Source organism: Burkholderia sp. MBR-1, assembly GCF_013822785.1.
Classification (GTDB): Bacteria; Pseudomonadota; Gammaproteobacteria; order Burkholderiales; family Burkholderiaceae; genus Burkholderia; species Burkholderia vietnamiensis.
The window spans coordinates 838,766-857,019 of record NZ_CP053611.1 but is presented as its reverse complement, the minus strand read 5'-3'; the positions used below and the strand labels follow the sequence as shown (position 1 = coordinate 857,019).

General features: G+C 69.5%; 17 protein-coding genes. 7 read left to right on the top strand and 10 right to left on the bottom strand.

Features of this window, described 5'->3' with window-relative positions; genetic code table 11:
- Positions 1-75: 75 nt before the first annotated feature.
- From MBR110_RS28270 to MBR110_RS28260, 3 genes are all read right to left on the bottom strand, one after another.
- Positions 76-2,112: a hypothetical protein gene (locus MBR110_RS28270; RefSeq protein ID WP_181709574.1), complete on the bottom strand. Its 2,037-nt coding sequence runs from the start codon at positions 2,110-2,112 to the stop codon at positions 76-78.
- Positions 2,113-2,270: 158 nt separating this feature from the next.
- Positions 2,271-2,885, bottom strand: coding sequence for a hypothetical protein (locus MBR110_RS28265; RefSeq protein WP_181709573.1), 615 nt, complete (start codon positions 2,883-2,885; stop codon positions 2,271-2,273).
- A 168-nt stretch (positions 2,886-3,053) separates the two neighbouring features.
- The gene (locus MBR110_RS28260) at positions 3,054-3,959 is read right to left on the bottom strand and encodes a LysR family transcriptional regulator (RefSeq protein ID WP_011880547.1); all 906 of its coding nucleotides are present in this window, start codon (positions 3,957-3,959) and stop codon (positions 3,054-3,056) included.
- A 120-nt stretch (positions 3,960-4,079) separates the two neighbouring features.
- On the opposite strand from MBR110_RS28260, the gene MBR110_RS28255 reads away from it, so the two are divergent.
- Positions 4,080-4,673, top strand: coding sequence for a flavodoxin family protein (locus MBR110_RS28255; protein ID WP_059463210.1), 594 nt, complete (start codon positions 4,080-4,082; stop codon positions 4,671-4,673).
- Positions 4,674-4,745: 72 nt separating this feature from the next.
- Entirely contained in the window at positions 4,746-5,801 is a 1,056-nt protein-coding gene (locus MBR110_RS28250) for an aldo/keto reductase (protein WP_059669077.1), read from the top strand.
- 69 nt (positions 5,802-5,870) lie between these two features.
- Here the strand turns inward: MBR110_RS28250 and MBR110_RS28245 are convergent, their stop codons facing one another.
- Both MBR110_RS28245 and MBR110_RS28240 read right to left on the bottom strand, forming a co-directional pair.
- Positions 5,871-6,599 carry an ABC transporter substrate-binding protein gene (locus tag MBR110_RS28245; RefSeq protein WP_011880544.1) on the bottom strand — a complete coding sequence of 243 codons (729 nt, stop codon included), beginning with the start codon at positions 6,597-6,599 and terminating at the stop codon, positions 5,871-5,873.
- A 145-nt stretch (positions 6,600-6,744) separates the two neighbouring features.
- Entirely contained in the window at positions 6,745-7,038 is a 294-nt protein-coding gene (locus tag MBR110_RS28240; RefSeq protein WP_011880543.1) for an antibiotic biosynthesis monooxygenase family protein, read from the bottom strand.
- 205 nt (positions 7,039-7,243) lie between these two features.
- On the opposite strand from MBR110_RS28240, the gene MBR110_RS28235 reads away from it, so the two are divergent.
- On the top strand, positions 7,244-8,710 hold the full coding sequence (locus MBR110_RS28235; protein WP_181709572.1) for an HD domain-containing phosphohydrolase: 1,467 nt from the start codon (positions 7,244-7,246) through the stop codon (positions 8,708-8,710).
- A 66-nt stretch (positions 8,711-8,776) separates the two neighbouring features.
- Entirely contained in the window at positions 8,777-10,549 is a 1,773-nt protein-coding gene (locus MBR110_RS28230; protein ID WP_181709571.1) for a histidine kinase, read from the top strand.
- A 28-nt stretch (positions 10,550-10,577) separates the two neighbouring features.
- Here the strand turns inward: MBR110_RS28230 and MBR110_RS28225 are convergent, their stop codons facing one another.
- The 5 genes from MBR110_RS28225 to MBR110_RS28205 all read right to left on the bottom strand — a co-directional run bounded on the left by MBR110_RS28225 (position 10,578) and on the right by MBR110_RS28205 (position 16,075).
- Positions 10,578-11,654: an extracellular catalytic domain type 1 short-chain-length polyhydroxyalkanoate depolymerase gene (locus tag MBR110_RS28225; RefSeq protein ID WP_181709570.1), complete on the bottom strand. Its 1,077-nt coding sequence runs from the start codon at positions 11,652-11,654 to the stop codon at positions 10,578-10,580.
- 338 nt (positions 11,655-11,992) lie between these two features.
- Positions 11,993-12,376, bottom strand: coding sequence for a GtrA family protein (locus MBR110_RS28220; protein WP_045579844.1), 384 nt, complete (start codon positions 12,374-12,376; stop codon positions 11,993-11,995).
- A 16-nt stretch (positions 12,377-12,392) separates the two neighbouring features.
- A complete protein-coding gene (locus MBR110_RS28215; protein ID WP_011880538.1) occupies positions 12,393-13,436 on the bottom strand; it encodes a glycosyltransferase family 2 protein in 1,044 nt (347 codons plus the stop codon).
- Positions 13,437-13,460: 24 nt separating this feature from the next.
- A complete protein-coding gene (locus MBR110_RS28210; protein ID WP_014726181.1) occupies positions 13,461-14,840 on the bottom strand; it encodes a glycosyltransferase family 87 protein in 1,380 nt (459 codons plus the stop codon).
- Complete coding sequence (locus tag MBR110_RS28205; protein ID WP_175999739.1) at positions 14,837-16,075, bottom strand: glycosyltransferase family 87 protein; 1,239 nt, start codon at positions 16,073-16,075, stop codon at positions 14,837-14,839. The genes MBR110_RS28210 and MBR110_RS28205 overlap by 4 nt, the downstream gene beginning before the upstream one ends.
- A gap of 1,039 nt (positions 16,076-17,114) precedes the next feature.
- Between MBR110_RS28205 and MBR110_RS28200 the strand changes: the two genes are divergently transcribed.
- The 3 genes from MBR110_RS28200 to MBR110_RS28190 all read left to right on the top strand — a co-directional run bounded on the left by MBR110_RS28200 (position 17,115) and on the right by MBR110_RS28190 (position 18,245).
- Positions 17,115-17,297 carry a Flp family type IVb pilin gene (locus MBR110_RS28200; RefSeq protein ID WP_011880534.1) on the top strand — a complete coding sequence of 61 codons (183 nt, stop codon included), beginning with the start codon at positions 17,115-17,117 and terminating at the stop codon, positions 17,295-17,297.
- A gap of 170 nt (positions 17,298-17,467) precedes the next feature.
- Positions 17,468-17,674, top strand: coding sequence for a Flp family type IVb pilin (locus MBR110_RS28195; protein ID WP_011880533.1), 207 nt, complete (start codon positions 17,468-17,470; stop codon positions 17,672-17,674).
- Between the two features lie 31 nt (positions 17,675-17,705).
- Positions 17,706-18,245, top strand: coding sequence for an A24 family peptidase (locus MBR110_RS28190; RefSeq protein WP_059567091.1), 540 nt, complete (start codon positions 17,706-17,708; stop codon positions 18,243-18,245).
- The last annotated feature ends 9 nt before the right edge of the window (positions 18,246-18,254 follow it).

Sequence of the window (18,254 nt, the reverse complement as noted above, 5' to 3'; positions counted from 1 at the left end):
GGTTTGTCGTGTGTCGTCTCTGCCGTTCCAGCCGGACGGCGAGCCGTGATGTCGAAGCGGTTGCGGGCGTCGGGCTCAAGCGCCGTTCATGCGCGCGTCGTCACGCGCGGGCGGGCCGGCCTGCGCTGCAGCGGGCATTCGCTCGTGAATTGCGTCGGTGTCGGTGCGCGGTTGCGCATGTACGGTCAGCGCGTGCGCGGCCGCGCCTGCCGTCCTGATGCGGCCGCAGTCGTACAGCCAGAAGGTGCTTGCGGCGTCGGGCGACCACGCGTCGCGCGTCGCCAATGCCGGGTAGTGCCGACGCGACACGATGAAATCGAGCACGGGATCGGCGCACACGCGCCGGATGCCGGCCGCGGTCAGCGCGACGTAGTCGTAGGTGGACACGAAGACGTTCGAGTGCTTGTCCGCAGCGGCGGCGGTGGCGCCGCCGCGCGGCGGCCGCGCGGCATACGGGTCTCGCCGGATCAGCTCGACGCGCCGCACGGCCTCGAAGGTGGTGCGGCGGTTGAAGATCAACCCGGCCGCCTGCGCCGACGAGTAATAGCTCGACGTCTTCATCAGGAACCACGGGTAGACGACTTCGTCGCCCGGGCCGTCCCAATACACGATGTCGCCGCGAGCGACCGTGCGGGCGAACGGCGCGAGCGCCGGGCGGTCGGCGCTCGCTTCGACGAGCGTCGCCGCCGCGGAGCGCTGGTCGAGATTGACGAATCCATACGCGGCGAGCGCGGCCAATGTGACGGGAAGCGCGGCGGCCGCGAGTCGCGTGCGAGACAGGTGGAGCGCGACCAGCAACGCGACCGGCACGATCGCCAGATGCGTGTGAATCAACGCCTCGAGCCACCCGATGTCGAGCGCGACCTTGCCGGTCGGATAGGCGGCGCGCGCGACCTGATACGCGCACTGGAATACGAACCAGACGATCGCGGCGATCAGCGTCGTCCCGATCCATGCGGCGCGGTGCACCGTACCGAGGTCGCGCAGCTGCGTGACCGGCACCGCAGCGGCGGGCCGGCGCGCGCCCACGTGCAGCGCGGCGGCGACGGCCAGCGCGATGACCCCGCCGCCGACGTCGAGCAGCAGCCAGCAGATCGCCAGCAGCCAGAGCAGCGTCGGCCGCACGCGTGCTTCGCGCCGCACGAGCAGGATGGCCGCCGGCCATTGCATCACCGAGAGCAGCCACAGCGTGCGCCACGGCTGCAGCTGGATCCACAGCGCGTCCTGGCCGGTCAGGTCCGCGATCGTGGTCGCCGCGACGCCCGCCACGCCGATCAACGCGAGGTTCGACCACAGCGCGCGTTGCGGCTGCGCCGGGTCCGCCGATAGCGCCGCGGGAAGCGCGATCGCCCAGCACAGCTTGCTCCACGCGGTGAGCGACCACAGGGTCGGGAACAGGAACGGCACGTTGTAGCGCGCGATCGCTCGCCATTCCGGATCGAACGGATCGAGGTGGAGCGCGTGGAAGGCCGGCATCTCGACGACGGCGAACGCGATCAGCGCGATCGGCAATAGCCGCCACCACGCGACGCGCGGCAGCCGCACGAGTGCGACGAACGCCAGCGCCGCGCCGCCGATCAGCGGATGAACGGCGGCGGCGACGACGGTCAGCGCGAGCGCCACGCGATACCGGCGTTCGAGCAGCGACGCGATCGCCCACAGGCCGAGCGCTTCGGCCGGCAGCCGCGCGGTGACGAAGCCTTCGTCGTACGAGAAGATCAGGCCGGCGCCGTAATCGGCCGGCATGCACGCGACGAACAGCAGCGCGACCCAGTGCCACGGCGTGGGCAGCAGCTGGCGGGCGAGCCGCCAGATGCCGGTCCACCACAGTGCCTGAGCGGCGATCAGGCACGCGAGATTGCTCGCGCGCAGGCCGAGCGCGGACACGAGCAGCGCGAACATCCGCCCGTAGATCGTCCAGCGATCCTGCGAGCCGTACTGGAAGAACAGGTCGTGCGCAAAGCTGTCGGGATGGAGGTTGTGCAGCGCTTGCGCGGTGTACAGAATCGCGTCGTGCCGGATGCCCGTGTAGGGATGCGCGACCACGAACAGGACGGCCAGCGAAACCACCAGTGCGATGTCCGAACGGCCGGGTTTCTCAGTCGGATTCATGACGGAAGGGCAGGCTCTCGTCGACGGGATTGCGTGCGCTTGCCGGCTGCCGGCGGTGCAACGAGCTGTCGGGCCACCGGGCCACCGGGCGCCGGCCGCCGCTGTCGGCGGCGCGCGCGGACGGCCGCGGTGCGTCCGAATGCAGCGCCGGCTGGCGCTCAGCGTGCGGGTTGCGGTGCGCGGCCGGCGGTGGGCCGGCCGAACCTGCGGACGCCGGCGCTGCGCGCGGCCGCACGCGGCGCGCGCGTGCGCGTGCGCACGGGCGTCGCCGGGTTCGCGTCGAGCGCGTCGGCGCGATGAAATGCGCGAGATGCGGCGGCCAGCGGCCGCGAAGGGAGCGTTGCTGTGCTGCTGTCGGCACGCGCAGCCGCGCCGATCGAGACGGTCGTGTTCGTTTTCATCGTGTCCCCCGATGCGCCGTGCACCGGAGAACTCATCGACGGGTGCGCCGGACGCGGACTTATTCGAAATATTGTGTGCGCGCCGATACGGTGGGTCCGGCGTCTCTGGCGTGAACGCATGGAGCGTGCCACGGCCGTCGATGCGCGCGGGCAGGCGGCCGGCGGCGCGCCCATGCGGGTCGGGATGCTCGCCGTCGCCGGAAATGTGTCGATCCTGAAACGGTCGCGCGCCGCGAATCGGCTCGGCCGTCGTTCGTTGCGTTGGCGAATGCCGGCCGCCATCTCGGCGCGGTCGCGCTCAACGCGAAGGCGACGGCGCCGCGCTGCGATCGCGCAACCGCGCCGCGCCGCGCACGCGCGGATATCGGGCAAGCCGCGAGGCAGCGTCGGGAGCGTATGCCGCAGTACAGACCGCGCCGACGCGCGCCTACCTGCGTCTGACGAAACCGGGCGACCGCACCGCGGTTCAGGTTGCAGATCTGAAACGTCGCAACGGGTCGTTGGCGGCGAGGACGGCCGCTCGCGCGATGCCGCGTGCGCTCAATCGAAGTACGGCTGCAGCACGCGTTCGATCCAGTCCATGAACGCGCGCACGCGCGGCGACAGATTGCGCCGATGCGCCACCACCAGCGACGCGGCGAGCGGTTCGGGCCGCAGGTCGGGCAGCACCTCCACCAGCGCGCCGCTCGCGATGTGCGGCGCGACGCCCGAATAGCCGGCCTGGATCAGGCCGATGCCGGCCAGCCCGGCCGCATGATAGGTCTGCACGTTGTTCACCTGCATCGCGCTCGGCAAGGCGAGCGTCGCGTAGCCGTCGCCCTTCGGGTATTCCCATCCGGCGTGCCGCGCGCCGAGCGTCAGCGAGTAGTGGACCATCCGGTGCCCCTGGCCGAGCAGATCGTCGAGCGTATGCGGTACGCCGTGCCGCGCCAGATAGTCGGGGCTCGCCGCATTGATCATCCGCAGGCGGCCGAGCGGCCGCGCGATCAGCGTGTCGTCGATGATCGGGCCGAGCCGCACGACGCAGTCGAACCCTTCCTGCACGAGATCGACGCGCCGGTCGGTGCTCGACAGTTCCAGCTCGAGCTCGGGATGCGCGGCCATCAGCTGCGGCAGCGCCGGCACCACGACGCTGCGCGCCAGCTCGGTCGGCATGTCGACGCGCAGCCGCCCGCGCAGGCGCGTGCCGCTGCCCGAAAACATCGACTGCAATTCCTGCACTTCGGCCAGCAGATCGCGGGCGCGCGCGTAAAACGCGCGGCCGTCCTCGGTCAGCTGCACGCTGCGCGTCGTCCGGTGCAGCAGCGCCACGCCGACGTCGCGCTCCAGCTGGCGGACGACCATCGACGCGCGTCCCTTCTGGATCCCCAGGCTCTCGGCGGCGCGCGTGAAGCTCGTCATCTCGGCCACCCGGGCGAAGATCAAAAGCGCATCGAGGTTTTGCATTGTTCTCTCCGGGGGTAACAGAACGTTCAAAGGTCGCCCATTTATAACGCATTTGCGACTCAGTAAAGTGCGTTCCCATGTCGTCGCCCGACGGCAACCCGAACCAAAGGACGCTCAACCATGACGCAATCGACTTCCTCCGCGGCCGGCACGGTCGTCGTCTACCACTCCGGCTACGGCCATACCGAACGGATGGCAAAGGCCGTCGCCGACGGCGCGGGCGCCGTGCTGGTCGCGATCGACGCCGACGGAAACGTCGCCGACGACGCGTGGCGCACGCTTGCCGCGGCCGACGCGATCCTGTTCGGCTCGCCGACCTACATGGGCGGCCCCAGCTGGCAGTTCAAGAAATTCGCCGACGCCACGGCGAAGGCGTGGTTCGAAGGCGCGTGGCGCAACAAGCTGTTCGGCGGCTTCACCAACAGCGCGAGCGTCAACGGCGACAAGCTGAACACGCTCGAGTACTTCGTGTTGCTGGCGGGCCAGCACGGCGGCCTCTGGGTCAGCATGGACCTCAAGCCGGCGAACCTGAAGGCGTCGCAGCGCGACGACCTGAATCGCATGGGCTCGTATCTTGCGCCGATGGCGCAGACGCCGGCCGATGCGTCGCCCGACGAAATGTCGCCGGGCGATCTCGAGACCGCGCGCCGCTACGGCGAGCGCGTCGCGACCGTCGCCGCGCAGTGGCGCGCGGGGCGCGCACAGATCGGCTGAATTCGCATCCGGCGCGCGACGCGTGAGCGCGCGCCGCCGCATGCGGTGTTGGCGAACCGGAAAGGAACCAGGATGAAATACAAGCAATTGGGCCGCACGGGCCTGTACGTCTCCGAGCTGTGTCTCGGCACGATGACGCTCGGCGGCAATGCGGACGCCGGCATGTGGGCGGCGATCGGCGCCGTCGGCCAGCACGACGCGAACCGGCTGATCGAACGCGCGCTGGCCGGCGGCATCAACTTCATCGATACCGCGGACGTCTACTCGTTCGGCCAGTCCGAGCGCATCGTCGGCCAGGCGCTGAAGGACCTCGGCGTGCCGCGCGCCGACGTCGTGCTGGCGACCAAGACGGCCGGCGCGATGGGTCCGAAGCCGAACGATCAGGGCGCGTCGCGCGCGCACATCATGGATTCGGCGCAGCGCAGCCTGGAACGGCTGCAGGTCGACCATATCGACCTCTACCAGATCCATGCGAACGATCCGGTCACGCCGATCGACGAGACGCTGCGGGCGCTGGACGACCTGACGCGTCAGGGGCTGGTGCGCTATGTAGGCGTCTCGAACTGGCGGGCCGGCAAGATCGGCAAGGCGCTCGGGCTCAGCGAAGCGCTCCGCGCGACGCGCTTCGAGACGCTGCAGGCCTATTACTCGATCGCCGGACGCGACGTCGAGCGCGAGCTGGTGCCGCTCGTGCGCGACGAGCAACTGTCGCTGCTGGTCTGGTCGCCGCTCGCCGGCGGCCTGCTGTCGGGGAAGTTCGGGCCCGGCGCGCCGGCCGACGCCGGTGCGCGCCGTGCGCATTTCGATTTCCCGCCGGTCGATCTCGAGCGCGCGTGGCCGTGCGTGGCGGCGATGCGCACGCTCGCCGACGCGCGCGGCGTGTCGGTGGCGCGGATCGCGCTCGCGTGGCTCCTCGCGAAGCCGCATGTGACGAGCGTCATCGTCGGCGCCAAACGGATCGAGCAGCTCGAAGACAATCTCGGCGCGCTCGACGTCGTGCTGAGCGCGGACGAGCTGGCGCATCTCGACACGGTGAGTGCGCTGCCGTCCGGCTATCCGGACTGGATGATCGAGCGTCAGGCGGCGGGGCGGTATCCGCGGCCGTTCGTGCCGGCCGCCGCGGAGTAATGCCGGCGCCTCCGTCCGCACCGAGGCCGCCGCCGCCATGCAGCGCGGCCGGCGAGTGGCCGGTCAGCGTTACGGCGCGACCGACGCGCCGCTGATCCCGTGCCGCCGCAGCGCATCGGCGACGAAGCCCGACGCCTTCATCTCCTCCACGAATGCGCCGAGCAGCGCGGCGGCCGCTTCGCCGCGACTCTTCGGCACGCCCATCGCCTGCCGGATCACCATGAAGCGCTCGCCGAGCAGCCGCAGGCCGGGCGTCTTCGCCGCATCGGCCTCGAGCTGCTGCTTCACGCCCGCCGCGACTTCGAGCCGCTTGTCGACGAAGGTCGGCACGACGTCCGCCGAAGTCGGCGCACGCACGATCTGCGCGGCCTTCAGCTCGCGCGTGAGAAACAGGTCGTACGCGCTGCCCTTGCCGACCGTCACGCGGTTGTGCGGCTGATCGACGTCGGCATTGCTGCGGATCGGCGAATCGTCGCGCACCAGGTAGTAGCCCTCGATCAGCACGTACGGCTCGGTGAACGCGACCGTCTCGCCGCGCAGCGGATCGATCGCGAAGAAGCCGAAGTCGGCGCGCTCGTCGGCGAGCGCCTGCACCGATTTGCCGGCCGCGTCGAACACGACCAGTTCGAGTTCGGCCGACAGGCGCTCGGCGAATGCGCGCGCGAGGTCGATCGACACGCCGAACGGCTCGCCGGTGGCCGGGTCGCGGTTCGCGAGAATCGGGTTGCCGAGATTGATCGATGCGCGCAGCTTGCCGGTCGGCGTGAAGGCGGCGAGGACGGAAGGGTCGATGGTCATTGCGAAGGCTCGTAGAGGATCGGTTGCGCGAGGTGCGCGGGATGCGGCGTTGCGCTCACGCGCGAACGGCGCGCGCGAGTGCGCGTGCGCGTGCGGGCGCGACGCCGCCTATGCGGGGCGGCGCGCCGCTCGCGTGTCGCGGCGCTCACTTCACCGCGACTTCCGTATGCACGACCTGCGGCGGGCTCTTGAAGAACGGGCCAGCCAGCTGCCGCCACGCCTGGAAGTCGTCCGACTGGCGGAAATGCACCATGTGGTCGTCGACGGTTTCCCATTCGACGACGAGCAGATAGCCGCCGCTGCGCTCGATCACGCGATGCAGCTGCGCGCCGCCGCAGCCGCGCGCCCGCGCGAACAGCGGCAGTGCGGCGCGAACCGCCGCTTCGAATTGGGCGGCTTGCGCCGGATCGATTTCGAGCGATGCCATTTCCAGGATCATGCGTGCTCCATAGGTTGAATGAGTGTGCAGCCGGCGCGTGCCGCGCTCGGCGCGCCCCGCCACGATACCGGAAGCCGGCGCGCGTCGCAGCCAGCTGCGCCGCCAGTCGGCTGCGCTGCATCAGCGTTTTCCCCGATACGGAATGCGCGCCGCCGGCCGTTCTCACAGAGGAGAGGTGGTGAAGACAATTGATCCGAGGCCGATTATGACGATTTCCGCGACGAACGGAACAGCCGCAACCGATGGCGCGACCGGCATGACTGCCGCGCTGCCTGAAACGATCGGCGCAACGGCGGACGGCGAGCCGCGCCGCACCGCGTCGATCCTGCTGGTCGACGACGAGCCGAACGTGCTGTCCGCGCTGCGGCGCGTGCTGCGGCCCGCGAATTACGAAGTGTTGACGGCCGACAGCGGGGAGGCGGCGCTGGAAATCCTCGCGACGACCGAAGTCGACCTGATCGTGTCCGACATGCGGATGCCGACCATGAGCGGCGCGGCGTTTCTCCGCCGTGCCCGCGCGCTGTACCCGGAGACGATGCGGGTGCTGCTGACCGGCTATTCCGACATCGCGTCGATCGTCGAGGCCGTCAACGAGGGCGGCGTGTATCGCTACCTGAACAAGCCCTGGGACGATCAGGACCTGCTGATGACGCTCGAGCAGGCGCTCGAGCAGCGGCGCCTGCGCGCCGAGGCCGCGAGGCTCGCCGCGTTGACCGAAGCGCAGAACGAAACGCTGCGCCGGTTCAACGCGGAGCTGGAGACCCAGGTGCGCGCGCGCACCGAGGAGCTCGCGCAGACGGTGCTGTTCCTCGAAGCCGCGCAGCAGGACCTGAAAAGCAGTTTCACCGCGATGGTCCAGGTCTGCGCCAGCATGATCGAGCTGCGCTGCGGATCGGCGAGCGGTCATGCGATGCGCGTCGGCGAGATCGCGCGCCGGCTCGCGCTGTCGGCCGGGATGAGCAGCCTGCACGCGCAGGACGTGTATTACGCGGGGTTGCTGCACGGGATCGGCAAGCTGTCGCTGCCCGACGAGCTGCTGCACAAGCCGATCGTCAAGATGACGACCGACGAACACAGCCTGTTCCAGCAGCACCCGCTGCGGGCGCAGATGGTGCTGACGCCGATCGCGCAATTGCACAAGGTCGCGTCGATCGTGCTGCACCAGTACGAGCGCTTCAACGGACGCGGGACGCCCGACGGCCTCGTCGGCGACGCGATTCCGCAAGGCTCGCGGATCGTCGCGATCGCGCGCGACTTCGAAGGGTTGCGCAACGGCGAAATCGGCGCGCCGCATTCGGTCGAGCAGGCGATCGACGTGCTGCGCTCGCAGGCCGGCGTGCGCTACGACCCGCTGCTCGTCGCGCGCTTCATCGACCTGATGCGCGATCCCCAGAACCTCGGCATCGCGGCGTCGGTGGCGGAGATCCAGTCCGCGCAGCTGCGCGAGGGCATGCAGCTCGCCGACGATCTGCGCACCCATCGCGGCGTGCTGCTGATGACGAAGGGCAGCGTGATGACGGCGCACCAGATCGAACTCGTGCGCCGCTTCGAGGCGCGCGAAGGCACGTCGTTCGACATCCTCGTGGTGGCCGGCGCGACCGGTGCGACCGGTGCGACGGGCGCGGGCGCGGGCGCGGGCGCGGCTGCGGCGAGCCACGCGCCGCCCGCCTGAGCCGGCGCGCGGCTGCACGGCCCTCGCACGCGAGGGCCACGCGTTCAATCCGACCGAGGCGCAATCATGCATGGCACCTACAATCTGCCGCTCGTCCTGCTGTCGCTCGTGATCGCGACGCTCGCCTCGTACACGGCGCTCGACCTCGCCGCGTTCATCTCGCTGCTCGAGAAGCGGACGCTCAGGCGCGCCTGGCTGGCAGGCGGCGCGGTCGCGATGGGCACGGGGATCTGGTCGATGCACTTCGTCGGCATGCTCGCGCTGTCGCTGCCGATTCCGCTCGGTTATGCGCTGACCGATACGGGCGCATCGCTGGCGATCGCCGTGCTCGTGTCGTACTTCGCGCTGACCGTCGTCACGCGTGCGCGCCTGGGCGGCGCGCGGCTGCTGGCCGGCGGCATGCTGATGGGCGCGGGCATCGTCGGGATGCACTACACCGGGATGGCGGCGATGCGCATGACGCCCGGCATTCGCTACGATCCCGCGCTGTTCGCGGCGTCGATCGGCGTGGCGGTGATCGCGTCGACGGCCGCGCTGTGGATGGCGCAGGCGTTGCGCGCGCAGCACGCGCGCCATGCGAGCGCGCTGCGGATCGGCGCGGCGCTCGTCATGGGCATCGCGATCACCGGCATGCACTACACGGCGATGGCGGCCGCGCATTTTGCGCCGGACGCGCGCTGCGGCGCCGCGAACGGGATCGACGCGCCGTGGCTCGCGACGACCATCGCGATGTTCACCACCGCGACCTTGACCGTCACGCTGCTGGTGTGCCGGTTCGACGCCCGCACGACGTTCCTGCGCGGCATGACCGACACGCTCGAACGGTTGGTGCGCGTGCGCACCGCGGAGCTCGAGACCGCGTTGCGCCGCTACGAGCAGACCACCGCGATGCTGCAGCGCACGCGCGAGAACATGGCGACCGAGATCGACGAGCGCCGTGCCGCGCAGGCGCGGCTCGAGCAGGAGAAGGACGAACAGCGGCGCCTGTTGCGCGCGCTCGAGGACACCCACGTGCAGCTGCTGCAATCGGAAAAGCTCGCGTCGATCGGCCAGCTCGCGGCCGGCGTCGCGCACGAGATCAACAATCCGATCGGCTTCATCAGCGCGAACCTCAACACGCTGCGCACGTGGGTGCGCAGCCTGCTCGACGTGCTCGCCGCGCACGACGCGCTGCTGCCGCAACTCGAGCCGGCCGCGCGCGACGCGCTGGCGGCGCAGCGCCGCGCGGCCGACCTCGACTACGTGCGCGACGAGATCGGCACGCTGATCGACGAGTCGATCGACGGCGCGGTGCGCGTGCGGCGAATCGTGCAGGACCTGCGCGATTTCTCGCGGCCGGGCAGCGGCGAGTGGAGCGTGGTCGATCTGCACGCGGGCCTCGACAGCACGCTGAACGTGGTCCACAACGAACTGAAGTACAAGGCCGACATCGTGCGCGAGTACGGCGACGTGCCGCCGGTCGAATGCCTGCCGTCGCAGTTGAATCAGGTGTTCATGAACCTGCTGGTCAACGCGGCGCACGCGATTCCGACGCGCGGCGTGATCACGATCCGCACGTCGAGCGACGGCGAATGCGTGTCGATCGCGATCAGCGACACCGGAACCGGCATGGCGCCGGACGTCGCGCGGCGGATCTTCGATCCGTTCTTCACGACGAAGCCGGTCGGACAGGGTACGGGGCTCGGGTTGTCGGTGTCGCACGGGATCGTCGAGCGCCATCGCGGCACGATCGACGTGACGAGCGTGCCGGGGCAGGGCACGACGTTCTGCGTGCGGCTGCCGATCCGGCGGTCGCACGCGGACCCGAGCGACGCGACGGCGATCGCGCAGCGCGCGTGAGTCGTGCATGCGCGCCGCCGCGCAAGCGCTAGCGCTTGCGCCGTCGCCTGCGGAAGAAATTCCAGAACATCGCGGTCGCATCCGGCCCGGTCGCGGAATGGAACGCCTCGCGCGGATCGCCGCCGCTCCACGCATGGGCGAGGCCGTGCACGATGCAGACGCGCACGATCACCCGGCCGCCGTGCAGATAGTCGGTGTAGCGCACGCCGTCGTGCGTGTACGTGCGCTGCTCGCCGACGCGCGGCTCGCCTGCCTCGTCGATCAGCCGATTGAGGCGCGCGAACGCGACGCCGAGCTGCACCGCGTTCTGCTCGGCGACGACCGTGTCGAGCCCGCCGTGCACGATCAGCGCGGGCATGCCGGGGTAATGATGCGTGTCGACGCAGGTGTCGACGGTGCGGATCGGATCGTCGCGCAGCCCGCGCCGCATCACGCTCATCGCGGCCATCGTCGACAACGGCGGCGCGATGGCCGGGCCGGAGTGCAGCCCGACGGCAGCGAACCGGTCGGGATAGTCGAGCGCGAGCCGCGCGGCCAGCCCGGCGCCAGCCGACATGCCGGCCAGATAGACGCGGTCGCGATCGAAGCCGCGTTCGCGCACGATCGCATCGACCAGCGACGCGATCGCCGGCGCTTCCGACAGCGATGCATCGCCATGCCAGTTCCAGCAGCGGTGCGAGTGCGCCGTCTTGGCCTGCTCGGGCAACAGCACCGCACACCCGGCGCGCGCCGCGACGCGGCAGATGCGCGTGCCGGCCGCGAACGATTCGGCGGTCTGCTTGCAGCCGTGCAGCATCACGACGAGCGGCATGTCGCGCGTCGTCGCCGCCGCGGCGGGCAGGTACAGCGCATAGGCGAGATGGTTGACGAGGCGGCCGGCGGCCGGGCGCGCCGAATGGAACGAACGCAGCCACGCCCCCTGCGTATCGCGCGGCGACGTGCGGGCCGCGGGCGCGGCGGGGCGGGCGGCGCGCGCCGTCTTGGCGCCGGCGCTGCGCTTGACCGACGCGGCGGGCTTCGCGGTTTTACGTTTCGGCCGCGTGCCGGTGGCGGCGGCAAGCAGGTCGAAAGGCCGGAGCCAGAGGCTGGATTTTTTCCTGGGCATGGACGAGTCACGAGTCTCGTGCCGACGGCGCGTAGCGCCGAAGCCGGCGTCGAATGGGAGGCGGGTGCGCACCGAGCACGATTCGTGCCGCGCAGCGTGCGAGCGTCGCCGCCGTCCCGCGGCGGACATGCCATCCTAGCAGGCGCCGCGCCGATCGGCTGCGACGGTTCGATGACCGTTCGATGAACGTCGCGACACGGCCGCGCGTGCGGCGCATGCGATCGGATGCGAGCGGTAGACCGAAGCAGCGGTATCGGCGGAAGCGGTGCAAGCCGCCGCATCGCCGTCTCATGCAACGATTGGATGCAGGCCACCGGGCCTCGCACGACGCCGACGCATCAGCGATACGTCCACGCGCGGTGCATCACGAACATCGTCGGCGGGATCAGCAGCGCGATCGCGACGATGGTCGCGCCGCGCGATACGTCGAGCAGTTCGGCGGCGCGCGCGAGCAGCATCGTTTCGATGAAGCCGGCCGTTGCGACGGTGAGGTAACGCAGCAGGTTGCGCGAATGCAGCGTCGACGAGAAGCTCCACAGCGTGTTCGCCAGATACGAGAACGCGGTCGCGCAGACGAATGCGGCCGCGTTTGCGGCGACCTGCGTCGCATCGAACCAGGCATACAGCGCGGACGCGACCAGCACGTGCAGCGCGGTCGAGCCGAGCCCGGTCACGCCGAAACGCGCCAGCCGCGCACGTTCGGCATACAGCAGCGCGAACATCGGCGCGCCCCGCGGCTCAGCGCGCGCCGACCCGCACGCGCGCCGGCTGCACGCGCCGGCGTGCGCCGGCCCGCCGCGCATCGCGCGCGACCGGCAGCTCGATCACCTTCGCGTGCGCCTGATAGCGGCGGCGCACCAGATAGACGGGCCGTTGCTTCGTCTCGTCGTAGATGCGCCCGACGTACTCGCCGACGACGCCGATGCCGATCAGCTCGATCCCGCCGATGAACAGCATGATCGACAGCAGCGACGGATAGCCGAGCACCGGATTGCCGAACAGCAGCGTGCGGGCGATGATGAACGCCCCATACAGGAACGCGAGTGCGGCGATGCACACGCCGATGTAGGTCCAGCTGCGCAGCGGCACGGTGCTGAAGCTCGTGATGCCTTCGAGCGCGAGGTTCCACAGCTTCCATCCGGAGAACTTCGAGTGCCCGGCGCTGCGCGCGTCGCGCTGATACTCGACGATCACGGTGCGGTAGCCGACCCACGCGAACAGCCCCTTCATGAAGCGATGCCGTTCGGGCAGGCTGCGCAGCGCGTTGACGACCTTGCGGTCCATCAGCCGGAAATCGCCGACGTTCTCCGGCAGCTTCACGTCCGACAGCAGGTTGTGCACGCGGTAGTAGATCGCGGCGGTGGTGCGCTTCGCGAACGAATCGCAGGCGCGGCTGCTGCGCTGTGCGGCGACCACTTCCGCGCCGTCGCGCCAGTGTTCGATCATGACGGGGATCAGGCTAGGCGGATCCTGCAGGTCCGCGTCGAGCGGGATCACCGCGTCGCCGGCCGCTTCGTCGAGGCCGGCCGTGAGCGCCGCTTCCTTGCCGAAGTTGCGGGTGAGGTCGATGATCCGCACGCGCCGATCGCTCATGCTGGCGCGGATCAGGCGGTCGAGCGTGTCGTCTCGGCTGCCGTCGTTCACGCAGACGATCTCGAAGCGGATCGCCTCGATGCCCGCCATCAGCGGAATCACGACGTCGAAGAAGCGTTCGACGGCTTCGCCTTCGTTGTAGAACGGCACGACGAGCGACACGAGCGGTGTATAGAGCGATTCGCGCATGACGGGTTCCCCTGTAATGACATATCAGCGATCGGCGCCGAACAGCGGGCGGCCGATGCGGCGCAATCCGTGCGTCGAGCGGTGATGCGACCGGGCCGGATGCGTGAAGCCGGTGTCGGTCGAGTGATCGTGCGCGTCGGGCATCGACGGCACGTCGCGTCGTTCCTGTGCGATCCGGGCGGCGAGCATCGCGAGCGACGCGAGCGTGACGAGCGGCATGAACTGGAACGACAGATGCGGCACCAGCACGAGGCCGGCGAGCGGCATGACCCACATCAGCAGCAGCCACTCGCGATCGAAGCGCCGCCAGCCGTGCGTCCACGCATAGCGTGCGTACCACGCGATCACGAGGCCGTACCACGTGAGGTCGTAGTCGAACAGATACGGGCTGACCAGCAGGCAGGCACAGGCGAGCGTCGCCGCGCGCAGCGCGTACGAACACGCGCCGCGCCACGCGTACCCCACGACGAGCGCGGCGGCCGCGCCGGACAGCAGCTGCAGCGTGCGCGCCAGCGCGGCCGGCCATCCGGCGTACGCGGCCAGCGCGAACACCGTCGGCATGCGCGCGAGCTGCGCATGGCCCGCGTCGACGTTGCGGTATGCGTCGGCGATCCCGTGTCCGAACGCGATCCACGTCTCGAAGCCGAACGCGAGCGTCGACAGCACGACGCCCGCGGCGAGCGTCGCGGCCCATGCCGCGAGCGCGCGCCATTGCGCGGCGCACAGCAACGCGAGCGGGAACAGCACGGCGATCTGCGGCTTGACCGTCAGCAACGCGAAGCAGATGCCCGCCGCGACCGGGCGCCGGTTCAGCGCCAGCAGGCCGAGGCCCGCCAGCGCCGCGCTCGCGAGGCTCGTCTGTCCGGCGAGCAGCGCGACGAACGCGCCGGGAAACGCCAGCGCACACAGCAGCGCGGCGTCGCGCTGCACGGTCGCGCGGATCGTCGCTGCGAACAGCATCCACGTGAGCCCGAGCCAGATCGCGAGCGCGCCCGGATACGGCAGCCAGCCGAGCGGCGCGACCAGCAGCAGCATCGTCGGCGGGTAGAGCCACGGTGCGGAGCCGCCGGCGAGATTCAGCGTCGGAATCGCCAGCCGCTCGATCGCGAACAGCGACGGAAAATGCCACGCATCGAGCGCATGCCCGTGCACCGCGAGCCGCGCGGCGCTCCACAGCGGCGCGAAATCCTGCGCGAGCGGCTCGGGCACCGACGTATGCGAGCCGTGCACGCGCGCGAGATAGACGCAGACGAACAGCAGCTCGGTCAGCAGGGCCGCCGCCGCATACGTGCGCACGCGATCGCGATTGAGCCAGTGCGGATGGCGGCGCGGGCCGGCGATCGGCAGCTCCGGATGAGCATCGATCGCCGAGCCGCCATGCAGCAGGAAGCGCGGCGCCTTCATTGCCGTTCCCGCGGCGGCAGCGCGACGCGCCGCACGGTGATCAGCAGCACGGCGAGCAGCACGACCGGGCCGATCTGCGGCCACTTCGTGATCCGGTTGAACACTTCGAACACCGGCAGCAGCCACGCGAGAACGATCACGATCTGGTCGCCGGGCAGCCAGCCTTCGTCGAGGCCGTGCGCGATCAGGCAAAACACCGCGATGCCGAGCCAGGTCAGCTCGTATTGCCACAGGTACGGCGTCGCGAGCAGCGTCGCGACGGCCAGCACCGCGCCGCGCAGGCGCATGTCGGTCGTGCGGCGCCACACGGAGATGGCCGCGGCCATCGCGAGCAGCGCGACGGCGCCCTGCACCGCGAGCGACACCGCGATGGACGCACCGGCGAGCCGCATCGCGGCGAACGGCGTCGGCGACACGAACCAGTACGCGGGAAGCGTGAAGTGCATGCCGCGCACGATCGACAACGCGTGAGCGAGGCCCTCCAGCGAGCCTGGGCCGGTCAGTGCGAAACCGGCCGCGGTGAACAGCGTCGTCGTGACCGCCGCCGCGCCGAACGCGCGCCATGCGCGCGTCGCGATCAGCACGAACGGGAACACCGTCGCCATCTGCGGCTTGATGGCGAGCAGTCCGATCAGCACGCCGGCTATGATCGGGCGCGGGCCGAGCAGGTGCAGCGCGAGCGCCGCGATGCCGGCGGTGAGCAGCCCGTTCTGCCCGTACAGCACGCACGCGCAGACGGCCGAGTAGCCGAGCACGACGAGCACGGCGGCGCGCGGCACGGGCAGGTGCGCACGCAGGCCCGACAGTCGCAGGACGGCGTACGCATAGCATAAAAGACTGCCCGCAAAAAAGAGGATGTACGCGGGCAGGAAAGGCACGAGGGCGACCGGCGCGATGAACAGCAGCATCGTCGGCGGATAGAGCCAGGGCAGCGACTGGTGACCCATGTAGGCACCGAATTTCGCGACCTCGGCCCGTGAGAAGAACACGGGATCGTAGACGGCTGCGGCATGACCGTGCAGCACCAGATGCGATGCACTCCAGAACACGGAGAAGTCGACGCCGGGGCGGGCGGTGGTTTGCGCCGTGAACGCGTCGGTGGTGACGGCCCATGTGATCACGAAGCCCACGCACAACAGCAGCATCACGCAGCTGTACGGAACGATTCGGTCGGCCGTCAGCCATTGAGCACAGCGTGTCGCGCGATAGCGCATTCCATCATTGGCCGTGTACATGATGCCCCGTGTTTGGTGAATGCCGCGCGGTGTGCGCGCGGCTTTTCGTGTTGTCGTGTATCCGGATCGAATCGCATTCGATGGCGCTGTCCGGTGAATGCATTGTTGGAGAAAAAATCGCACGACGCAAACCGCGGCCGGAAACGCGCGATGTCGATGCGGCAGTTCTTCGGCCGAAAACGGCGTTTTTACGTCAGAGAAATCGGTCGCCGCGCAATTCATGTTTCTCGCTTGAAACATTCCGCGTTTGTCGCTGCTTCGGGACTGCATCGAATACGCGTCGGATGAATGGCGTCGCGGGTTCGGGAAAGTCCCGAGAAAATTTTTCGAACCGCCCTGGCAGCGCGCCTGCGCCCGGCCGACGCGCGCCGATGCCCGCCGCGCATATATCAAATCTGAAACATTTCGGGTGTCGCACTGCCGCCGGCCCGGCGCATGGATCGTCGGAATCCTTGCTGCGCCTCGATTGTCGGTCGGCTGGCCTGCTCTTTGCGTCTAGGGCCGCACGGCAGGCGACGATGCGAGCCGCGACCGGTTGACGCAGCAGAACATACCGGAGCGCCTCACCCGTGCAGGACGATGGACCGCAAGCGCGTCGGGGAATACGGCGCAGTGGTCCACGCAGCGGCGGGCAGCATCGTCGACCGATCGATCGAGCGAGCGTCAGCATCGTTCGCGCAATAAGAATCAGATGACAGCATTGGGGAATAAAAATGACAGACCACAGCACCACGCGGCTCGCATGCCGCGACGGGAACCTTCAGCAGTATCGACGCGCTTGCGTCGGTCATTCAATCCGCGGCCTTGTGCAGGACGGCAGCCGTGCCGTCCGGTTCGATCGTGATGTATCGCCGATCGGTCCACGCATGTGCAGCGCACACACCAGCTCACCGACGTCTCCAGGCCCGGATCGGCTCGCAGCCGGCCGCACCCGTCGCTGAGCCTCGGCTCCGAGTTTCTTTGTAGTACCGGTGGTACCCGCTCCCCGCGTCTATTCCAGACCACGGGGTTTTCGTAGCAGTGCAAAAGGAGAGTAGCCATGTCCACGTTCATCCAGAAGGTCCGCGGTTTCGTTCAAGACGAGCAAGGCGTGACGGCCATCGAATACGGCCTGATTGCCGCGCTGATCGCAGTCGGCCTCGTTGCCGCGCTGACGCTGGTCGGTAACGACCTGAAGACTGTGTTCAACACGATCGCAGACGACCTCAACGCGGCGATCTGAATGACGGGGCGACGAACGGCTGGTCCGGCCCGTTCGTCGCCATGTCGTCCGTCGAGCAAGGCCGGACATACCAAGCAACGAATGTCTGATGGACCGAATGGCGGATGGCTCGGCCGGTGCGCTCCGCGAGCCGTCTCCCGCTCGGTCGATCAACCGGATCGGAGGCCGTCATGCGCGCCAGGGTACTTGCAGTAGCGGTATCGCGATGGATCGACGACGAGCGAGGGGTGACGTCGATCGAATACGCGCTGCTCGCAGCGGTGTTCGCGACCGTCGTGCTCGGCGCCGTGGTCGCGCTGAAGGGCTCGGTTCAAGGCGCGTACGACGCGATTGCGTCGATCGTGACCGCGGCGGTGAATACCGCGCTCGGGCAGTAATCCAGATCGTTTCATTTGACCGAGGTTCGCCATGTTGCCAGTTGCGCCGCCTTATCCGGTTCCGTTGTGCGTGACGCTGCTCGTGATCGTGGCGGCCAGCACGGACCTCGCGAACCGCCGCATCCCGAACCGGCTCGTCGTCGCAGGGCTCGCCGGTGCGCTGGTCGCGCAATGTGCGCTGCACGGCGTGCCGGCCGGCGTGCTCGCGTGGCTTGCCGGCGCGGCGACCGGCCTCGGGCTGCTGCTGCCGTTCTATCTGCTGCGCGGCATGGCCGCCGGCGACGTGAAGCTGATGCTCGCGATTGGCGCATGGGTTGGCGCGCAGATGACCTTCTACATCGTGCTGGCCACCTTCGTCGCGGGCGGCGTCGGCGCACTCGGCTTCGCGCTGCTGCGCGGCCGCATGCGCCGGATGTGGACCAACGTGTGGATGCTGGTCGCGCATCGCGCCGCCGCGCCGCTTGCAGGGGCAACCGACGGCCCCGTCGAATCCGCGTCGGTCGGCGCGTTGCCGTATGGCGTCGCAATCGCCGTCGGCACGCTGGGCATGCTGTTCGCATCGTGCGCATAGCGCGGCGTA

Coding starts and splice junctions, on each gene's coding strand:
- MBR110_RS28190 (WP_059567091.1), top strand. CDS start 17,706: ATGTTGCCAGTTGCGCCGCCTTATCCGGTTCCGTTGTGCGTGACGCTG.
- MBR110_RS28220 (WP_045579844.1), bottom strand. CDS start 12,376: ATGTTCGCGCTGCTGTATGCCGAACGTGCGCGGCTGGCGCGTTTCGGC.
- MBR110_RS28195 (WP_011880533.1), top strand. CDS start 17,468: ATGCGCGCCAGGGTACTTGCAGTAGCGGTATCGCGATGGATCGACGAC.
- MBR110_RS28205 (WP_175999739.1), bottom strand. CDS start 16,075: ATGTACACGGCCAATGATGGAATGCGCTATCGCGCGACACGCTGTGCT.
- MBR110_RS28260 (WP_011880547.1), bottom strand. CDS start 3,959: ATGCAAAACCTCGATGCGCTTTTGATCTTCGCCCGGGTGGCCGAGATG.
- MBR110_RS28270 (WP_181709574.1), bottom strand. CDS start 2,112: ATGAATCCGACTGAGAAACCCGGCCGTTCGGACATCGCACTGGTGGTT.
- MBR110_RS28225 (WP_181709570.1), bottom strand. CDS start 11,654: ATGCCCAGGAAAAAATCCAGCCTCTGGCTCCGGCCTTTCGACCTGCTT.
- MBR110_RS28200 (WP_011880534.1), top strand. CDS start 17,115: ATGTCCACGTTCATCCAGAAGGTCCGCGGTTTCGTTCAAGACGAGCAA.
- MBR110_RS28255 (WP_059463210.1), top strand. CDS start 4,080: ATGACGCAATCGACTTCCTCCGCGGCCGGCACGGTCGTCGTCTACCAC.
- MBR110_RS28215 (WP_011880538.1), bottom strand. CDS start 13,436: ATGCGCGAATCGCTCTATACACCGCTCGTGTCGCTCGTCGTGCCGTTC.
- MBR110_RS28210 (WP_014726181.1), bottom strand. CDS start 14,840: ATGAAGGCGCCGCGCTTCCTGCTGCATGGCGGCTCGGCGATCGATGCT.
- MBR110_RS28240 (WP_011880543.1), bottom strand. CDS start 7,038: ATGATCCTGGAAATGGCATCGCTCGAAATCGATCCGGCGCAAGCCGCC.
- MBR110_RS28250 (WP_059669077.1), top strand. CDS start 4,746: ATGAAATACAAGCAATTGGGCCGCACGGGCCTGTACGTCTCCGAGCTG.
- MBR110_RS28235 (WP_181709572.1), top strand. CDS start 7,244: ATGACGATTTCCGCGACGAACGGAACAGCCGCAACCGATGGCGCGACC.
- MBR110_RS28245 (WP_011880544.1), bottom strand. CDS start 6,599: ATGACCATCGACCCTTCCGTCCTCGCCGCCTTCACGCCGACCGGCAAG.
- MBR110_RS28230 (WP_181709571.1), top strand. CDS start 8,777: ATGCATGGCACCTACAATCTGCCGCTCGTCCTGCTGTCGCTCGTGATC.